A 17,813-nucleotide genomic window follows, 5' to 3' on the forward strand; every position below is an offset into this window, starting at 1 on the left:
GCCAGACATGATTCTCCTCGATCACCGCGATCCCATGCCCGAAGACCTGCGCGGCGCCGTGCTGGCGCTGGGCAATTTCGACGGCTTCCACCAGGGCCACCAGGCCGTGATCGGCGAGGCCATCGCCTGGGCACGGCGCGAGGGACGGCCGGCAATCGTCGCGACCTTCTCGCCGCATCCGATGCGCTACTTTCGGCCCGAGACGCCGCCGTTCCGCCTGACGCGGCTCGACCAGCGGATGGAGCTGTTCGAGGCGGCCGGGGTCGATGCCGTGCTCGTGTTCTATTTCGACGCGAGCCTGGCCGAAATGCCCGCCGAGCGCTGGATCGAGGACGTCATCGCCCGCCACATCGGCGCCGCGGGCGTCGTCACCGGCGAGGATTTCACCTTCGGCAAGCGCCGCGGCGGCAACACCGACCTGCTGCGCACGCTGGGCGCCACGGTCGGCGTGACCGCGCGCACGGTCGGCGCGGTCCACGATGCGCAAGGGGCGATCTCGTCGAGCCGCATCCGCGCCGCGCTCCAGGCCGGCGACTGCGACGAGGCGACGCGGCTGCTGACCCGGCCCTTCGCGATTCGCGGCACGGTCCAGCACGGCGACAAGCTGGGCCGCACGATCGGCTTCCCCACCGCCAACGTCGACGTCGGCGACTATCTGCGCCCGCGCTACGGCATCTATGCGGTGTCCGGCCTGCTGCCCGACGGACGGCGCGTGGGCGGCGCCGCGAATCTCGGCATCCGGCCCAGCTTCGACCCGCCGAAGGAACTGCTCGAGCCCTATTTCTTCGACTTTTCGGGCGATCTCTACGGCCAGGAAATCGAAGTCGCGTTCCATTCGTTCCTGCGCCCCGAAGCCAAATTCGACAGCCTCGAGGAACTCACCGCGCAGATCGCGCGCGACTGTGACGAGGCCCGCGCCAGACTGGCTTCTCTCCGCTTGTAGCGGAGGCGGCACCGGCCCACGCCCCCACCCGGCCTCCCTACGATAGTACCCTATGGGAGGCCGGGTGGGGGCGTGGGCCGGTGCAGCTCAACACACGATACATATCTCACTCTGATTCTTAACGGCAAAGAGCCGTTCATACGTGCAGCGCGGACTTCCCTCCTTAACCACTTTCCTTTAACGGCGGCCGGTCATGAGCGAGCGCGACTACAGATCGACCGTCTTCCTGCCGAAGACCGATTTCCCCATGAAGGCCGGGCTTCCGCAAAAGGAGCCGGGCATTCTTGCGCGCTGGCAGCAGCAGGACCTCTACAAGCAGCTGCGCGACGCCCGTCGCGGCCGCGAGCAGTTCATCCTTCACGACGGCCCGCCCTATGCCAACGGCGACATGCACATCGGCCACGCGCTCAACCATATCCTCAAGGACATGGTCGTGCGCACGCAGAGCCTGCTGGGCAAGGACGCGCCCTACGTTCCGGGCTGGGACTGTCACGGCCTGCCGATCGAGTGGAAGGTCGAGGAACAGTATCGCAAGAAGAAGCTCGACAAGGACCAGGTCGATCCCGTCGAGTTCCGCGCCGAATGCCGCGCCTATGCGCAGCAGTGGGTCGACAAGCAGCGCGAGCAGCTCAAGCGGCTGGGCATCAACGGTGACTGGGACAATCCCTACCTGACGATGGACTTCCAGGCCGAGGCGACGATCGTCACCGAGCTGCTGAAGTTCGCCGAGACCGGCCAGCTCTATCGCGGCGCCAAGCCGGTGATGTGGTCGCCGGTCGAGAAGACCGCGCTGGCCGAGGCCGAAGTCGAGTACGAGGACATCACCTCGACCCAGATCGACGTCGGCTTCGAGATCGTCGACGCACCCGAGTGCCCCGAACTGGTCGGCGCCAAGGCGGTGATCTGGACGACCACGCCCTGGACGATCCCGACCAACCAGGCGATCGCCTATGGCGCGCCGATCGACTACCTGCTGATCTCGGTCACCGGCCGCGAAGAGCGCTACATCGTCTCCGAGCCGCTGGTCGAAGGCTTCCTCAAGCGCATCGGCGCCGAGGGCTTCAAGATGGAGATGTACGTCAAGGGCCCGCTGCTCGAAGGCGCCACCGCGCGCCACCCGATGCACGCGCTTGGCGGCTTCTTCGCCAAGCCGCGCCCCTTCCTCAACGGCTCGGACTTCGTCACGACCGAGAGCGGTACCGGCCTCGTCCACATGGCACCCGACCACGGCGAGGACGACTTCCTGCTGTGCAAGAAGCACGGCATCGACCCGGTCTTCGCGGTCGAAGGCGACGGCAAGTACAAGCCCGAATGGCTGTGGCTCGGCGGCCAGGGATCGGTGATCAATCCCAAGTTCAACGCGCCCGACGGCCCGATCTGCTCGGACCTGCGCGAGAGCGGCGGGCTGCTCAGCGCTTCGGCCGACTACAAGCATTCGTATCCGCATTCGTGGCGCTCGAAGGCCAAGGTCATCTATCGCTGCACGCCGCAGTGGTTCGTGCCGATGGACCGCGAATCCGAGGCTCTGGTGCGCAGCGACGATCGCTATGCCCTGCTCGACGAGGTCATGCCGCCGACCCTGCGCACGGTCGCCAAGGACGCGATCGCCGACACGCGCTTCATCCCCGAGAAGGGGCGCAACCGCATCGGCGCCATGGTCGAAGGCCGCCCCGACTGGGTGCTGAGCCGCCAGCGCGCCTGGGGCGTGCCGATCACCTTGTTCGTCGATCGCAAGAGCGGCCAGTACCTGGCCGATCCCGCGGTCAACGCGCGGATCATCGCCGGCGTGCTGGCCGGCGGTGTCGACGCCTGGTCCGACGAGCGCGCGCAGGAATACCTGGGCGCCGACTACCAGGCCGACGACTACGAGCGCGTCACCGACATCCTCGACGTCTGGTTCGATTCGGGTTCGACCCACGCCTTCGTGCTCGAGTCCGGCCGCTGGCCCGACCTCGTGCGCCCCGAAGGCTACAAGGGCCCGCCGGCCGACCTCTATCTCGAAGGCAGCGACCAGCATCGCGGCTGGTTCCAGTCCTCGCTGCTCGAGAGCTGCGCGACGCGCGGCCACGCGCCCTACAAGGCGGTGCTGACCCACGGCTTCACGATGGATGCCAAGGGCATGAAGATGTCCAAGTCGCTGGGCAACACCATCGACCCGCTCAAGGTCATGGAGACCAACGGCGCCGACATCATCCGCCTCTGGGCGCTGTCGGTCGACTATACCGAGGATCACCGCATCGGCGACGAGATCCTCAAGGGCGTCGCCGACCAGTACCGCAAGCTGCGCAACACCTTCCGCTACCTGCTCGGCGCGCTCGACGGCTTCGACGAGAGCGAGCGCCTGCCCGTCGACGAGATGCCCGAGCTCGAGCGCTATGCGCTGCACCGCCTGTGGCAGCTCGACGGCGATCTCAAGCTCGCGGTCGCCGAGTTCGACTTCAACACCTACGTCCGCAAGCTCAGCGATTTCTGCAATGAAGACCTCTCGGCCTTCTTCTTCGACATCCGCAAGGACAGCCTCTACTGCGACGCCGCGACCGATCCCAAGCGTCGCGCCTATCGCACCGTGCTCGACCTGCTATTCCACGCGCTGGTCCGCTATGCCGCGCCGGTGCTGGTCTTCACCGCCGAGGAAGTCTGGCAGTCGCGCTATCCCGACCAGGGCAGCGTCCACCTGCTCGAATGGCCCGAACTGCCCGCCTTCACCGAGGACGGCGAGAATGCGGGCCTGGCCGGCAAGTGGGAAGAGCTGCGCGCGCTACGTGCCCAGGTGCTCGAGGCGATCGAACCGCTGCGCCGCGAGAAGGTGCTCGGCTCGGGGCTCGAAGCCAATGTCACCGTGCCCGAGAGCGCACCGGAAGCCGACCTCGCCGAGCTGTTCATCACCGCGAAAGTCACGCGCGGGCAGGGCGAGGGCGTGACCGTCTCCCGCTCCGATGACCACAAGTGCGGCCGCTGCTGGCGCCTGCTTCCCGAAGTCAAGGAAGACGGCGATCTCTGCGATCGCTGCGACGACGTGGTGGGCGCGGACGCCGCGGCATGAACGCGCAACAGCCGAATGTCCTGAAGCGACGCGTCATCGCGTTGATCGTCGCGGCGCTGGTCTTCGGCCTCGACCAGTGGGTCAAGATGCTGATGCTGGGCCATTTCGCCCTGCCCGACGTCGGCCAGATCCCCCTGCTCCCGTTCTTCAACCTGACCTGGACCGAGAACTACGGCGTCTCGCTGGGCATGCTCACCGCGCAGTCGGTCGAGATGCGCTACCTGCTGGTGGCGCTGACCAGCCTGATCTCGCTCGTCGTCTTCGTCTGGATGCTGCGCGAGAAGAGCTGGCCCGAACTGCTGGGGCTGGCCTTCGTCCTCGGCGGCGCGATCGGCAACATTCGCGACCGCTTCACGCGCGGCTACGTGATCGACTATGCGGATTTCCACATCGGCGATTTCCGCCCCTTCCTGATCTTCAACATCGCCGACGCCGCCATCACCATCGGCGTCCTGATTATCCTTGCCCGGTCCCTGTTTTCGCGCGAGAAGCCGAAGCCCGAAACCGAGCAGGCCGCTCCGGAGAGCTAAGACATGCGCAAGACCACCACCCTTCTTTGTGTCGCGACCGCTTCGGCGCTGCTCGCCGGCTGTGGTGGCGGCGGGCTGTTCAACCGCGACCGGCCCGACGAATTCGCCGTCCAGCGCCAGTCGCCGCTGGTGGTTCCGCCCGATTTCGCGCTGACCCCGCCGCAGCAGGGCGCGCCGCGTCCGGTCGACGGCGGCATCCGCCAGCAGACGCTCGACGCGCTGTTCGGCGGCCCGGCCCAGCGCAGCGAGATCGAGAAGAACACGATCGGCCGCGCCGGCACCGCCGCGCCGGGCATCCGTTCGAGCGTGGGCGACAACCAGACCAACACCGTCGCCAAGGGCGAGGTGACCCGCGACATCCTGGCCGCGCCGCAAGGCGACGGCCGCGAGGCCCAGGCCGGCGTCGGCGCCAGCAGCTAAGACACGCGCCGCGCGCCCGCTCGGGCGCGCCGTCTTCCCGCGACAATTCGCGACCATTTCCCAAATTGCGCGCGCGCTGCGCCTGCGCCATGCGAGACGCAGGCGGGCTTTCCGCCTTGGGAAGACGATGACATGAAGCATGTGACGATTGCCGCCGCGGCGCTGGCCGCGAGCCTTGCCGGTGCCGCTCTGGCCCAGCCGTTCCCCGATCCTTACGGCGATGCCACCGTCGCGCGCGCCGACGAAGAGGCCAAGGCCGGCGAGCGCTTCGCCGCGGCCGACACCAATCACGACGGCGCGATCTCCGAAGACGAACTCGAAGCCGCGGCCCAGGGCCAGCGCGGTCCGGGTGGCGGCGGCCTGCGCCGCGCCGATGCCAACGAGGACGGCAAGATCACCAAGGACGAATTCGTCGCCGCGCAGTTGCGCCGCTTCGACATGCAGGATGCGAACAAGGACGGTCAGCTGACCAAGGCCGAACGCGATGCCTTCCGCGCCGAGCGCATGCGCAATGGCCCCGGAGGCGGGAACGGTGGTGGCGGTTGGGGCGGCCCTCCCCCGGGCCAGTGATACCCGCCAGCCAGGGATCATCGCTGGCGATTGATCCAATTCGGATCGTTCAGCATGCTAAACGCCCGATCTCCAAGGAGGTCGGGCTTAAACCAGGGTTTGCGGTGACGTTCTGTTAACTGGGCGCCCACCGGATGGCCATGTTCCGATGCCGGGCGCCCAAACCCCGACGGCTTTCAGCTCCAGCGGAACAGGCGCGCCAGCAGGCTCGGTTCTTCCATCGGCCGGATCGGCCCGTGCACCTTGCGACGCATGCTCGGATCCAGTGCCTGGCGCGGCTTCGCCGATCGATCCGACGGGCCGCTGTGAATGCTGATGTTCGACATAGGAGCCTCCCTCGACGGATGCCCTTCCCGCAATCCGGCTAAGCTATCGTCAACCCCGCGCCGCGATAATACCTGGCGCGGGCTTCGGGTTCCCCAAAAGCACCCCGGCCGCAAAAGAAAAGGGCGGGCCCAGCGGACCCGCCCTTCGCAAACCTCTGAACGCGCTCAGTTCGCGCGCGGCGCCGCCGCCGAAGCGTTGTCGGGCAGGCCGCCGAGCTGGGTGACCAGCTTGGTATAGGCATCGAGATAGGCGAGCACGATGATCTGGCCGATCGCCGTGTCCTGATAGCCGCCACCGCCGGCCCCGGCGAAGGTGCCCCAGAACGAGCCGCCGCCGCCACCGCCGCCGAAGCTGACGTCGGACTTGCGGGCATAACCCTCGGTCAGCGCCTCTTCCTCGGTGGTGCGGGCGTTGACGATCGAGAGCGTGACGTTGGCCTCGCCCTTCTTCACGCTGATGCCGCCGGCGATCGCGCCGAAGCCGCGACCGAACAGGCCGCCGCCGATCGAGCCGAGCACGGCACCGGCGCCGCCGCCACCCGAGTTGCGGTTGGCCGAGACGATGTTCGGCTCGAGGAAATAGTCGGCCGCGCGGACCTGGCCGCGGCCCAGGTTCGAGCCCTTCTGCAGTTCGCCGTCATCGGCGAGCGCGCGCTCCATCGCGCGGCTCTGCATCGAGCGGCCGCGGTTGACGAGCGTGAAGCAGCCCGACTGCTGGACGAAGACGCGCAGGATCTGCTCGGGGCTGCCGAGGTTGAATTCGCGCCACCACTGGTTGTCGGGCTCGACGATCGCGAGCGCGCCGAGCCGGCGGCTGCAGCGCGGAATTTCCTGCGTCTCGCGGCTCTGCTGCTGGCGGGCCGACGACCCCTTGGTATCCTTGGCCCCAGCCACCGAACCGCCGCCGATGGCGACAGCGAGCGCAGCCACCCCACAGACGAATTTCTTCATCAATCCAACTCCTTGCATGGGCACGACGGCCCATTTCGGGCCTTAGCCCTTACCCCGAATAGCGATAGATGCTGAGCGCCCGTTTCGCCGGTCATAGCCCGCTTTGAGCGCTGCGCAAATGTGGAAATATCAGCGGGATGGGACAGCTTTCGCGCCGCCGACCGCCATGTTGTCGATCAGCCGCGCCCGCCCGATCCGCGCCGCGACGAACAGCCGCGCACCATGCTCGCCGAGCGCGACGACGGGCCGCAGCCGATCGGGATCGCGCAGCTCGACATAGTCGACCGAGACGAAACCCGCCGCGAGCAATTCGCGCGCGACCTCGTCGAGCACCGACCCGACATCGCCGCCCGCCTCGAGCGCGGCGATGGCCTTGTGCATCGCCGCGGGCAGCGCCTCCGCCCGCGCGCGTTCGTCGGCCGTGAGGTAGCCGTTGCGCGAACTCATCGCCAAGCCGTCCGCCTCGCGCACCGTGGCGACGCCGTGGATGGCATCGGCATAGGGCGCCACCAGATCGAGATCGCGTGCCATGCGGCGGATCACCGCGAGCTGCTGCCAGTCCTTCTCGCCGAAGAAGGCCATGTCGGGGCGCACCTGGTTGAACAGCTTGCAGACCACCGTGGCGACGCCGTCGAAATGGCCGGGCCGCGCCGCGCCGCAGAGCTCTTCGCTGACGCCGGAGACCGAGACGTTGGTGGCATAGCCGGCCGGGTACATGACCTCGACCGTCGGTGCCCAGACGAGCGAAACACCCTCGCCCGCCAGCAGTTCGAGATCGCGCTCGCGCGGGCGCGGATAGGCGTCGAGATCCTCGCCGACGCCGAACTGGCGCGGGTTGACGAAGATCGAGGCGACGACGTGCGCGGCCCGCTGCCGGGCCTCGCGCACCAGGGTCAGATGGCCCTCGTGGAGCGCGCCCATCGTCGGCACGATGGCCACCGGCCCATCGGCGCGCAGTCCCTCTACGGCACGGCGCAGTGGATCAAGCTGGTCGACGGTTTGCATGGGCCATGCCCCTCCGATATGAGCTGTGGAGCGGCCCGCTCTGCCAGCCCGCCCGGCAGATGGCCAGCGACAGTTTCGCGGCAACAGTTTGAGAAAGAGTACCGTGGCTCCTCATCGCATCGTCTTCGCCAACGAGAAGGGCGGCACCGGCAAGTCGACCACTGCCGTCCACGTCGCCATCGCGCTCGCCTATCAGGGCGCCAAGGTCGCGGCGATCGATCTCGATCCGCGCCAGCGCACGCTGCACCGCTATCTCGAGAACCGCACCGAGACGATCCGCCGCCGCGAGATCGACCTGCCGATGGCGCGCTTCGATGTGTTCAACGGTGCCGAGACCGGCGCCGGCGTCGACGAGCTTGAAGCCCTGGCCGCCGAAGTCGGCGAAGGCATGGACTTCCTGCTGTTCGACACGCCGGGCCGCGACGATCCCTTCGCGCGCCACGTCGCCACCACGGCCGATACCCTGGTGACCCCGCTCAACGACAGCTTCGTCGACTTCGACCTGATCGGTCAGGTCGATGCCGAGACCTTCAAGGTCCGCCGCCTGTCGTTCTATGCCGAGCTGATCTGGGAAGCGCGCAAGAAGCGCGCGATGGCGACGATCAAGGACCAGCGCCGCGAGATGGACTGGGTGGTCGTGCGCAACCGCACGGGCTTCACCGAGGCGCGCAACATGCGCCGCATCGAGCAGGCGCTGACCGAGCTGTCGAAGCGGGTCGGCTTCCGCGTCACCGGCGGCCTGTCCGAACGCGTGATCTATCGCGAGCTGTTCCCCTCGGGCCTGACCCTGCTCGACAAGGGCCATCTCGGCGAGCTCGGCACCAGCCATCTCGTCGCGCGCCAGGAGCTGCGCCAGCTGATCGCGGGGCTCAACCTGCCCACCCCGGCGCAGCGGCAGAAGGAGCTGGCGCTCGCCGAGCCGGCGTGAGCCAGAACCGATGAAATTCCTTCTCCTCATCGCGCTCGGCGTGCTGGCTTTTCGCTTGGTCGCAGGGCGCTGGCCATGGGAACCGCGGCGTGTTCCCACGCGTTCCGGGGCCAAGCAAGCCCGCGTCCTGCTCGGGGTGGGCGAGGGCGCCAGCCGAGAACAGATCATCGAAGCGCACCGGCGGCTCGTGACCCAAGTCCATCCGGACAAGGGCGGCACGAGCGAACTGGTGCATGAAGCCAATTCTGCGCGCGACCTGCTGCTTGCCGAGCTGCCGGTCCGCTAGAGGACCAGGAGCAGCAATGACGCACACATTTCACCCGACGGTTCTTCGGGAATACGACATCCGCGGCATCATCGGCCAGACGCTCGACGTCGAGGACGCGCGCGCGATCGGGCGCGGCTTCGCGACCCTGCTGCGCCGCGCCGGCGGCACCAAGGTCGCGGTCGGCTATGACGGGCGCGTGTCTTCGCCGATTCTCGAGGATGCGCTGGTCGAAGGCCTGACCGGCAGCGGTGTCGACGTCGTGCGGATCGGCATGGGGCCGACGCCGATGCTCTATTACGCGGCCGCCTCAGCGGAAGATGTCGATGGCGGCATTCAGATAACCGGCAGCCATAACCCCGCCAACTACAATGGCTTCAAGATGGTGTTTCAGGGGCGTCCGTTCTTCGGCGACGACATCCTCGAACTCGGCCGGCTGGCGGCGGCGGGCGACTGGATGCACGGCAACGGCACCAGCGAGCGGCGCGAAGTGCTCGACGAATATATCGACCGGCTGCTCGAAGGGCTCGACGGCGTCGACCGCGACTGGCTCTCGACCCTGCGCATCGCCTGGGACGCCGGCAACGGCGCCACCGGTCCCAGCCTCGAGAAGCTTACCGCCAAGCTGCCGGGCGAGCACCATCTGCTGTTCACCGAAGTCGACGGGCGTTTTCCCAACCATCATCCTGATCCTACTGAGGAGAAGAATCTCGCGGATCTCAAGGCGATCGTCGCCGAGAAGAAGCTCGATTTCGGACTGGCATTCGACGGTGACGGCGACCGCATCGGTGCGATCGACGGCGAGGGCCGGGTGATCTGGGGCGACCAGTTGCTGATGATCTATGCCGAGGACGTGCTGCGCGACCTGCCCGGCGCCACGATCATCGCCGATGTGAAAGCCTCGCGCGCCTTGTTCGAGCGCGTCGAGGAGCTCGGCGGCAAACCGCTGATGTGGAAGACCGGACACAGCCTGATCAAGTCCAAAATGAAGGAAACCCACGCCCCGCTCGCCGGCGAGATGAGCGGCCACGTGTTCTTCGCGCACAAGTATTACGGCTACGACGATGCGCTCTATGCCGCGATCCGGCTGATCGCCGCCTCGGCGCGGCTGGGCAAGTCGGTTACCGAACTGCGCGGTGCGATGCCCGCGCTGATCAACACGCCCGAGCTGCGCTTCCAGGTCGACGAGAGCCGCAAGTTCGCGGTGGTCGACGAGGTCAAGGAACGCCTCAAGGCCTCTGGCGCAGACGTCGACGCCACCGACGGCGTGCGTGTCTCCACCCCCGACGGCTGGTGGCTGCTGCGCGCCTCGAACACGCAGGACGTGCTCGTCGCCCGCGCCGAGAGCAGCGACCAGGCTGGGCTCGACCGTCTGATGGCCGAGATCGACGCGCAGCTTGCGCAGTCCGGTCTCGAGCGCGGAGAGCAGGCGGGGCACTGATATAGTACCCTCATCCTCCCCGGTACGGGGAGGGGGACCACCCGCAGGGTGGTGGAGGGGGTTATCCGCCGAGTCCCACGTTGCCGAGAGCCCCCTCCACCACCGGCTGCGCCGGCGGTCCCCCTCCCCATTCTGGGGAGGATGAAAACAAAAGGCGCCCCCGCGAGGGAGGCGCCTTTTTCGTTTTCAGCGAATCAGATCTTGCTGGTCTTCGTCGCGTCGGTTTTCGACTGCCCCAGCGTGCCACCCTCGGCAACGCTCTGGCTAGTGGCCCAGTTGCCCGAATGGGCCTGGCCGCTCCCAACCGCGACGCGCAGGTTGTTCTGCACGTGCTTGACGCCCGAGATGTTGTCGACGACGTCCTCGGCCCGGCGCTTGGCCTCGCGGCTGCCGACCGTGCCGTTGAGCGTGATCTCGCCCTTGTCGACGGTCACCGTGACATTGCTCGCGTCGACGCGCCAATCGTCGGTCAGGCGATCGTTGGCATCCTCGCGGATGCGCTCGTCGGAGCGCGTGTAGTCCTTGGGGCCGTGGCCACGATGATCCTGATCGCGACGGCGTGCCGCATCTTCGTCGCCGAACCACGAAGCGACCTCGTCGCTGGCACGATCCCAGAAGCCGCGGCGACCGTCGTCGTCGTTGCGGCCATACCCATGCTGGCGATAATCGGTGCCATAACGCGCTCCGCCGCCATAGCCGCCGGCGCCATAGCCGGTGCCGCCGTAATAGTTGTTCGAGTTCTGGGGGCCACCAACGGCCCAGGAGCCCTGCTGGCCCGTGAAGTAGCTCGAATCGCCGGTACCGCCGTAAGTCCCCTGGTAGGGCTGGCCCGACCGCAACTCGCGATCCTGTTCGTGCCAGTGATGGACGGGCCGGTCGTCATCGCGCGTATCATAGGTGCGCGGATTGTAGCCGCGCTGATCACGCCAGTCGTTGCGAGCGAAGCCGCCGCGGCTGCCGAAGTCGTCGTCGTGCGATGTCCGGCCATAGCCCAAGTCGCGATTGCGGCGGTTGGCTTCATAGCGGTCCTCGTCGAAACGATTTTCGCCCTGATTGCCATTGGGCGTGCCGCTGGCCTCGCGGCGATAACGCTCCTCGTTGCGGCGCCAGCGCTGGCCGGGATCTTCGTTCCGGTCGTCGTCGTGGCTGCGGTAACGGTCTCGATAGTCGGTCATCAGAGTTCCTCTCTAGCTTGAAAGGAGCGCGGCTGGGCGAGCCCGGCGCGCGTGCTTCCAAAAAGGGAACGTCACGCGAGGCGACGGCGTTCCGCGTGCCCATCGCATCCGCTCCGCGCTTCGTCGCATTGCTGCAGGTGCAGCAAAGTGTTTGATTTCAGGAAAGAAACACCGCGAGCTCAAAGGCCTATCGACAGCGGCGCGAGGCACGCCCATCTCTTGCGACGTGGATGACCGCTCCGCCCTCCCGCCCGAGATCGAGGCCTGGTTCGCCGGCCGCGGCTGGCGCGTGCGGCGCCACCAGGCCGAGATGCTCGCCGCCGCCGAAGCGGGCCGGCACGCGCTGCTCGTCGCCGATACCGGCGCCGGCAAGACGCTCGCCGGCTTCCTGCCCACGCTCGCCGCCTTCGCACCGTCGCGGCTCGGCGGCGCGAAGCCGCCCGAAGGCCTGCACACGCTCTACGTCTCGCCGCTCAAGGCTCTGGGGCACGACGTCCAGCGCAACCTGATGACGCCGATCGAGGAAATCGGCCTGTCGATCCGCGTCGAGACGCGCAGCGGCGACACGCCTTCGGATCGCAAGGCGCGGCAAAGGGTCAAGCCACCGCACGTCCTGCTGACCACGCCCGAATCGCTGTCGCTGCTGCTGTCCTATCCCGAGGCGGCGGACCTGTTCGCCGGGCTCCAGCGTGTGGTGATCGACGAGGTCCACGCCTTCGCCACCGGCAAGCGCGGCGACCTGCTGGCGCTGTGCCTGACGCGGCTGCAGGCGATCGCGCCCGGACTCCAGCGCGCGGCGCTCTCCGCCACGCTCGCCGATCCCGAGTCCTATCGCGCTTGGCTCGCACCCTGGGGAGAAATCGACAGCGTCGCGCTGGTCGAAGGCGAAGCCGGGGCCGATCCCGAGGTGTCGATCCTGCTGCCGGGCGAGGACACCGGCGTCCCCTGGGCTGGCCACGCTGCCGCCTGGGCCGTGCCGCAACTCTATGCGGAGATCGAGCGTCACCGCACAACCTTGATCTTCACCAACACGCGCTTTCTCGCCGAATACATCTTCCAGCTGCTGTGGGACGTGAACGAGGCCCACTTGCCGATCGGCATCCACCACGGCTCGCTGGCCAAGGAAGCGCGGCGCAAGGTCGAGGGGGCGATGGCGCGCGGCGAGCTGCGCGCGCTGGTCTGCACCGCCAGCCTCGACCTCGGTGTCGACTGGGGCGACATCGACCTCGTCGTCCAGATGGGCGCGCCCAAGGGCTCGTCGCGGCTGCTCCAGCGCATCGGCCGCGCCAACCACCGGCTCGACTGCCCGAGCAAGGCCATGCTGGTGCCCGGCAACCGCTTCGAATTCCTCGAGGCCATGGCCGCCGCCGACGCGGTCGAACAGGGCCAACGCGACGGCGAGGACTTCCGCCCGGGCGGGCTCGACGTGCTCGCGCAGCACGTCATGGGATGCGCCTGCGCTGGGCCGTTCCGCGAGGATGACCTGCTCGCCGAGATTCGCTCGTCGCTGGCCTATGCCTGGCTCGACGAGGCGGGAATGACGCGCGTGCTCGATTTCGTCGCGACCGGCGGCTACGCGCTGCGCGCTTACGACCGCTTCAAGCGTATCGTCAAAGGTCGCGACGGGTTCTGGCGGCTGACTCATCCCGAACAGGCCGCGCGCCACCGGCTCAACGCCGGGATCATCGTCGACAACGAGATGGTCGAGGTGCGCTTCAGGAACGGCCGCGCGCTCGGTAAGGTCGAGGAGGGCTTCGCCGCGCAGCTCTCGCCCGGCGATACCTTCCGCTTCGCCGGCACCGATCTCGAGGTCGAGCAGTTCCGCGATCTCGACCTGATCGTGCGCGCGTCAAAGAGGTCGGCACAGATCCCGTCCTATACCGGCCTGCGGCTGGCGCTGACCACGCATCTGGCCGACAAGGTGCGCGACCTGATCGCCGATCGCAGCCAGTGGGGCCGCCTGCCGGACGACGTGCGCGAATGGCTCGAGGTACAGGCCTGGCGCTCGCACCTGCCCGTGCCGGGCCGGCTGCTGGTCGAGAGCTTCCCGCACCGCGGACTCGCCTATACCACCTATTATACCTTCGAGGGGTGGAACGCGAACCAGTCGCTGGGCATGCTGATCACGCGGCGGATGGAGGACCGCGGGCTCGGCCCGCTCGGTTTCAACGCCACCGACTATGCGCTGGCTATCTGGGGATTGAAGCCCGTCGACGATCCGGCCGCGCTGCTCTCGCCCGACATCCTGACGCACGAGTTCGTCGACTGGGTCCAGCAGTCGCACCTGCTGCGCCGCGCCTTCCGCGAGGTCGCGGTGATCTCGGGCCTCGTCGAGCGCCAGCATCCGGGCAAGAAGAAGACGGGCAAGCAGGTCACCTTCTCGACCGACCTGATCTACGACGTGCTGCGCAAGTACGAGCCCGACCACCTGCTGATCGAGGCGGCCTGGGCCGATGCGCGCGCGCGCATGACCGACGTCGCCCGCGTCGCCGACGTGCTCGACCGCGCCGCGCGCGAGATCGATCATGTCCGGCTCGAACGGATCAGCCCGCTGTCGGTGCCCGTGCTGTCGATGATCGGCCGCGAGAGCCTGCCCGCGGGCTCGGCCGACGATCTGCTGCTCGAAGAGGCCGAGAGCCTGGCCTCGGCAGCGATGCGGACCGAGCCCGACGCGGTCGAGCCGGACTGAGCGCGGTCAGGGCGTCGTCGGCGCCTTGTCGAACTGCCCGAACCGCTCGTTGCCGACGAAGCCGAAGCGCGTCACCTGCGAGGCCTTGATGAGCGCCAGGGTCCTCGCCGACTGATCGTAGCTGGCATCCTGGTCCGGCTGGAACTGCAGTTCGGGTTCGGGCTTCATCGCCGCCGTCGCCTGGAGGATACCGCCGAGTTCGGCCTCGCTGACGGGCGCACCGTTCCACAGCGCCTTGCCGTCGCCGGTGATCGCCAAGCGATTGGTGACGGGATCGATGATGCCCGGCGGTGGCGCCTTTCCGGGGAGACCCACTTCGATGACGTGACTGGCGACGGGGATCGTAATCACGAACATGATCAGCAGTACGAGCAGGACGTCGATCAGCGGCGTCGTGTTCATCTCACCCATCGGTTGGCCGGTTCCCGGCCGCACGCTTGCCATGGCCATCGTCAATCGCCTCCTTTCAGCAATACCTTCCCAAGATTCTCGTCGTCTAATGAGACAGGTATATCAGAGAGGCTGGGGACGGCGAAGCGGATTAAAGGCGCCCGGCCCGCGCCATTCGTATTCGCGGCGCGCAACAAAAAAGGGGCGGATCGCTCCGCCCCTTCTTCGGTTCGATCGGACCAGCGCCGAATTACTTCGGGTTGGCCGCCGACTTGTCGAATTCCGAGAACTGCTCGTTCCCGACGAAGCCGAACTTGGTGACCTTCGAGCCCTTGATGATGTTCAGGACCTTCGCCGACAGATCGTAGCTGGCGTCCTGTTCCGGCTGGAACTGGAGTTCCGGCTCGGGATTCATCGTGGTGGTCGTCTTGAGGTTGGTCACCAGCTGGCCGGCGTTCAGGACGTTGCCGTTCCACAGGATCTCGCCGTTGCGGGTGAGAACCAGCTTGTTGACCACCGGCAGGACCGGCGGCGGCGGCGTATCGTTCGGATTCGGCACCGGCAGGTCGATATCGACCGAGTGGGTCGCGACGGGGATGGTGATGATGAACATGATGAGAAGCACGAGCATGACGTCGATCAGCGGCGTCGTGTTCATTTCCATCATCGGCGAGCCATCGTCCTTGCCGCCTGACATTGCCATGGATCTTACTCCTGAATTGGGCCGTGCCGCGGGTTAGGCGGTGGGATCCACGGGGTTCGAGATGAAGCCGACCGTCGGATAGCCCGAGATCTGCACGTTGTAGATCGCACCGGCGACGCAGCGCCAGGGAACGTTCACGTCACCGCGAATGTGCACCTGGGGAACCTTGTCGGGGTTGTCGCGCAGCGCCTCGGGACCGCCCTCGCGCTTGACGATGGCATCGAGCCGCTTGAACGCCTGTTCGCGCAGTTCGACCGAGGTAACCGGCGTGATGTTGTTGAAGTAAATGCGGCACTGGCCATAGCGCGTCGCGCCTTCGTAGCCGGGCTCGCCCGCGCTGCGACCTGCACCGTCGGTCGAGCTGACCGTGAGGAGCAGGTTTTCGACCTTGTCCTTCGATTCCGACGAAACGATGATCGGAAGCTTGAGCTTCTCGATGGTCTGGATCGCGACCGGCACCGCAATGAGGAAGATGATCAGCAACACCAGCATCACGTCGACGAGCGGCGTGGTGTTGATGTCCGACATCGGAGTCTCTGCCCCGCCGCCTACTGAAACTGCCATAGTTTCATCCTATCTTTGCATTCAATCCCGAGAGGGCGACGGGCCCGCATGCAGCAGCCCGTCGCGTGACCCCGCGGTTGGCGGCGAGCCAGGCCCGCCGCCGCTGCGTGCTCAGGGCTTGGTCGGGGCAGCAGCCGGCTTGGCGGCAGCGGCCGGAGCAGCCTTGGCAGGAGCAACGATCGTTGCCGGACGCACGGCACCGCCCGAGGCGATGTTGGCGAGGACGTCGGTCGAGAAGCCGGTCAGCTGCTCGCCGATCGACTTGTTGCGGGCCTGCAGGTAGTTGTAGGCAAGCACGGCCGGAACGGCGACGAGCAGACCGAGCGCGGTCATGATCAGAGCTTCACCGACCGGACCCGCGACCTTGTCGATCGAGGCCGAACCGGCGATGCCGATGTTGATCAGAGCGCGATAGATGCCGACGACGGTACCGAACAGACCGATGAACGGCGAGGTTGCACCGACGGTCGCGAGGAACGGCAGGCCCGAAGCGAGGCGTGCGTTGATCGAGGCTTCCGAGCGAGCGAGCGAGCCGTGCAGCCAGTCGTGCGCTTCGGTCGAGTCCTTGAGCTTGGTGGCTTCTTCTTCAGCCTGGAGACCGTCGTCGACGATCTGGCGCCAGGCGCTGTTCTTGTCGAGCTTGGCAGCGCCGTCCTTGAGGGTCGGGGCCTTCCAGAAGCTCGCGCGGACCTCGCGGCCCTGACGCAGGATCTTCGACTGTTCGAACCACTTGGTGAACAGGATGTAGAACGAGCCGAACGACATGATGCCGAGGATGACGACGGTCGCATAGGCGATGAAACCGCCCTGCTCGAGAGCTTCGGCGAAACCGAACTTGTTCTGCGGGGCAGCCGGGGCAGCCGCGGCGAGAAGATCGATGATGTGCATGCGGTAGGTCCTCTCAAGAATGGAAAAAAGATGGCCGGCAGCGTAGGGGGCGTGCCGGCACGGTCAGGAAAATCAGTCCTTCGGGATGACCCAACGGACGCGGTTCGCATAGGTGCCGGTAGTCGGCTGGCCTTCGCCGTCCTTGGCCGGCGTGAAGCGGGCGCGACGACGGACGTTGTCGCAGGTCGCCTGGTCGAGGTCCGGATGGCCGCTCGAGCTGGTGATCTGGCAGTCGGTCACACGGCCATCAGGGCCGACCGACACGCGGAAACCGGTGGTACCTTCGCGTTCCTCGCGCAGAGCCCGCGCGGGATAGTCGTTGGTGGTAGCCCAGGAACCGGGATTGCCACGCGGCACGGCGCCCGAGGGCGTGAACCGCGGCGGCGGGGGAGCTGCCGGCGGCGGCGGCACCACGACCATCGGCGGAGCCGGCGGCGGTGGGGTGTCGACGACCGTGATCGGCGGCGGCACGACCGAAACGTTGATCTTCGGCGGCGGCGCCACGACGGGCGGCGGCGGCGGAAGGTCATCCTTCGGCGGCGGTGGCGGCGGTTCCTCTTTCTTGACTTCTTCCTTGATGTCGACGGTGGTCACCTTCTGGATGACCTTCTTGGCCGCCTCATAGGCCAAACCCGTGACAAGCGCATAACCAACTAAAACGTGAATGAGGGCAACGATGATCAACGCGGTAACTTTGTTACCGCTCATCTTTTGGTCAGCGTAAGCCATTCCGACGCATCACTCCATTACAATGCCACGAGCCACAGCTCGAGGCGCCCACAGGCGAGCCGTTAGGCAGCGACCCATGTGATTCTTAACGCACCACCCCGAACGGACGACCGGCTCCCCTCTCGGGGCATCGGCGCCCGATTAGGCGAACGGCAGGGCCTTTTATATTTTTTGGCCCGGAATTCGGCCATGCTTTAGCTCCGTTGCCAAACCCGCGCAACGCCTTATGCGCGTGTCCAGAAGTTAACATCTG

The 17,813-nt window shown here is 67.0% G+C and carries 18 protein-coding genes; 9 read left to right on the forward strand and 9 right to left on the reverse strand.

Annotation, left to right across the window (positions count from 1 at the left end):
* Positions 1-7 precede the first annotated feature (7 nt).
* The 5 genes from OLX23_RS08300 to OLX23_RS08320 all read left to right on the forward strand — a co-directional run bounded on the left by OLX23_RS08300 (position 8) and on the right by OLX23_RS08320 (position 5,506).
* Entirely contained in the window at positions 8-943 is a 936-nt protein-coding gene (locus OLX23_RS08300) for a bifunctional riboflavin kinase/FAD synthetase (protein ID WP_264444351.1), read from the forward strand.
* A 193-nt stretch (positions 944-1,136) separates the two neighbouring features.
* Entirely contained in the window at positions 1,137-3,986 is a 2,850-nt protein-coding gene (ileS, locus tag OLX23_RS08305) for an isoleucine--tRNA ligase (protein WP_264444352.1), read from the forward strand.
* Positions 3,983-4,516 carry a signal peptidase II gene (lspA, locus tag OLX23_RS08310; protein WP_264444353.1) on the forward strand — a complete coding sequence of 178 codons (534 nt, stop codon included), beginning with the start codon at positions 3,983-3,985 and terminating at the stop codon, positions 4,514-4,516. Before ileS ends, lspA begins: the two co-directional genes overlap by 4 nt.
* A gap of 3 nt (positions 4,517-4,519) precedes the next feature.
* Entirely contained in the window at positions 4,520-4,936 is a 417-nt protein-coding gene (locus tag OLX23_RS08315) for a DUF3035 domain-containing protein (protein WP_264444354.1), read from the forward strand.
* A gap of 132 nt (positions 4,937-5,068) precedes the next feature.
* Positions 5,069-5,506 carry an EF-hand domain-containing protein gene (locus OLX23_RS08320; protein ID WP_264444355.1) on the forward strand — a complete coding sequence of 146 codons (438 nt, stop codon included), beginning with the start codon at positions 5,069-5,071 and terminating at the stop codon, positions 5,504-5,506.
* 176 nt (positions 5,507-5,682) lie between these two features.
* Here OLX23_RS08320 and OLX23_RS08325 read toward each other — a convergent pair whose 3' ends face one another.
* From OLX23_RS08325 to panC, 3 genes are all read right to left on the reverse strand, one after another.
* A complete protein-coding gene (locus OLX23_RS08325) occupies positions 5,683-5,832 on the reverse strand; it encodes a hypothetical protein (RefSeq protein ID WP_264444356.1) in 150 nt (49 codons plus the stop codon).
* A gap of 165 nt (positions 5,833-5,997) precedes the next feature.
* Positions 5,998-6,783 (reverse strand): CsgG/HfaB family protein, encoded by a 786-nt coding sequence (locus OLX23_RS08330; RefSeq protein WP_264444358.1) that lies wholly within the window; start codon positions 6,781-6,783, stop codon positions 5,998-6,000.
* Between the two features lie 129 nt (positions 6,784-6,912).
* On the reverse strand, positions 6,913-7,788 hold the full coding sequence (gene panC / locus OLX23_RS08335) for a pantoate--beta-alanine ligase (RefSeq protein ID WP_264444360.1): 876 nt from the start codon (positions 7,786-7,788) through the stop codon (positions 6,913-6,915).
* A 103-nt stretch (positions 7,789-7,891) separates the two neighbouring features.
* On the opposite strand from panC, the gene OLX23_RS08340 reads away from it, so the two are divergent.
* Genes OLX23_RS08340 through pgmG form a run of 3 tightly spaced genes read left to right on the forward strand, consistent with a single transcriptional unit; the run spans position 7,892 to position 10,422 of the window.
* On the forward strand, positions 7,892-8,716 hold the full coding sequence (locus OLX23_RS08340; RefSeq protein ID WP_264444362.1) for a division plane positioning ATPase MipZ: 825 nt from the start codon (positions 7,892-7,894) through the stop codon (positions 8,714-8,716).
* 10 nt (positions 8,717-8,726) lie between these two features.
* Positions 8,727-9,002 (forward strand): molecular chaperone DnaJ, encoded by a 276-nt coding sequence (locus tag OLX23_RS08345; RefSeq protein WP_264444363.1) that lies wholly within the window; start codon positions 8,727-8,729, stop codon positions 9,000-9,002.
* A gap of 16 nt (positions 9,003-9,018) precedes the next feature.
* On the forward strand, positions 9,019-10,422 hold the full coding sequence (gene pgmG, locus OLX23_RS08350; RefSeq protein WP_264444364.1) for a phosphoglucomutase/phosphomannomutase PgmG: 1,404 nt from the start codon (positions 9,019-9,021) through the stop codon (positions 10,420-10,422).
* A gap of 194 nt (positions 10,423-10,616) precedes the next feature.
* On the opposite strand, the gene OLX23_RS08355 is transcribed toward pgmG, so the two are convergent.
* The gene (locus OLX23_RS08355; protein ID WP_264444366.1) at positions 10,617-11,597 is read right to left on the reverse strand and encodes a BON domain-containing protein; all 981 of its coding nucleotides are present in this window, start codon (positions 11,595-11,597) and stop codon (positions 10,617-10,619) included.
* A 226-nt stretch (positions 11,598-11,823) separates the two neighbouring features.
* Here OLX23_RS08355 and OLX23_RS08360 point away from each other — a divergent pair, with 226 nt between their 5' ends.
* The gene (locus tag OLX23_RS08360; protein WP_264444368.1) at positions 11,824-14,286 is read left to right on the forward strand and encodes a ligase-associated DNA damage response DEXH box helicase; all 2,463 of its coding nucleotides are present in this window, start codon (positions 11,824-11,826) and stop codon (positions 14,284-14,286) included.
* 6 nt (positions 14,287-14,292) lie between these two features.
* On the opposite strand, the gene OLX23_RS08365 is transcribed toward OLX23_RS08360, so the two are convergent.
* The 5 genes from OLX23_RS08365 to OLX23_RS08385 form a co-directional block, all read right to left on the reverse strand.
* A complete protein-coding gene (locus tag OLX23_RS08365) occupies positions 14,293-14,736 on the reverse strand; it encodes an ExbD/TolR family protein (protein ID WP_264444369.1) in 444 nt (147 codons plus the stop codon).
* Between the two features lie 190 nt (positions 14,737-14,926).
* The gene (locus OLX23_RS08370; RefSeq protein ID WP_264444370.1) at positions 14,927-15,379 is read right to left on the reverse strand and encodes an ExbD/TolR family protein; all 453 of its coding nucleotides are present in this window, start codon (positions 15,377-15,379) and stop codon (positions 14,927-14,929) included.
* A gap of 33 nt (positions 15,380-15,412) precedes the next feature.
* On the reverse strand, positions 15,413-15,943 hold the full coding sequence (locus OLX23_RS08375) for an ExbD/TolR family protein (RefSeq protein ID WP_264444372.1): 531 nt from the start codon (positions 15,941-15,943) through the stop codon (positions 15,413-15,415).
* 111 nt (positions 15,944-16,054) lie between these two features.
* On the reverse strand, positions 16,055-16,831 hold the full coding sequence (locus OLX23_RS08380; RefSeq protein ID WP_264444373.1) for a MotA/TolQ/ExbB proton channel family protein: 777 nt from the start codon (positions 16,829-16,831) through the stop codon (positions 16,055-16,057).
* 72 nt (positions 16,832-16,903) lie between these two features.
* Positions 16,904-17,560, reverse strand: coding sequence for an energy transducer TonB (locus OLX23_RS08385; RefSeq protein ID WP_264444375.1), 657 nt, complete (start codon positions 17,558-17,560; stop codon positions 16,904-16,906).
* Positions 17,561-17,813: the final 253 nt, after the last annotated feature.

The sequence above is a fragment of the Novosphingobium sp. JCM 18896 genome (assembly GCF_025938095.1).
Taxonomy (GTDB): domain Bacteria; phylum Pseudomonadota; class Alphaproteobacteria; order Sphingomonadales; family Sphingomonadaceae; genus Novosphingobium.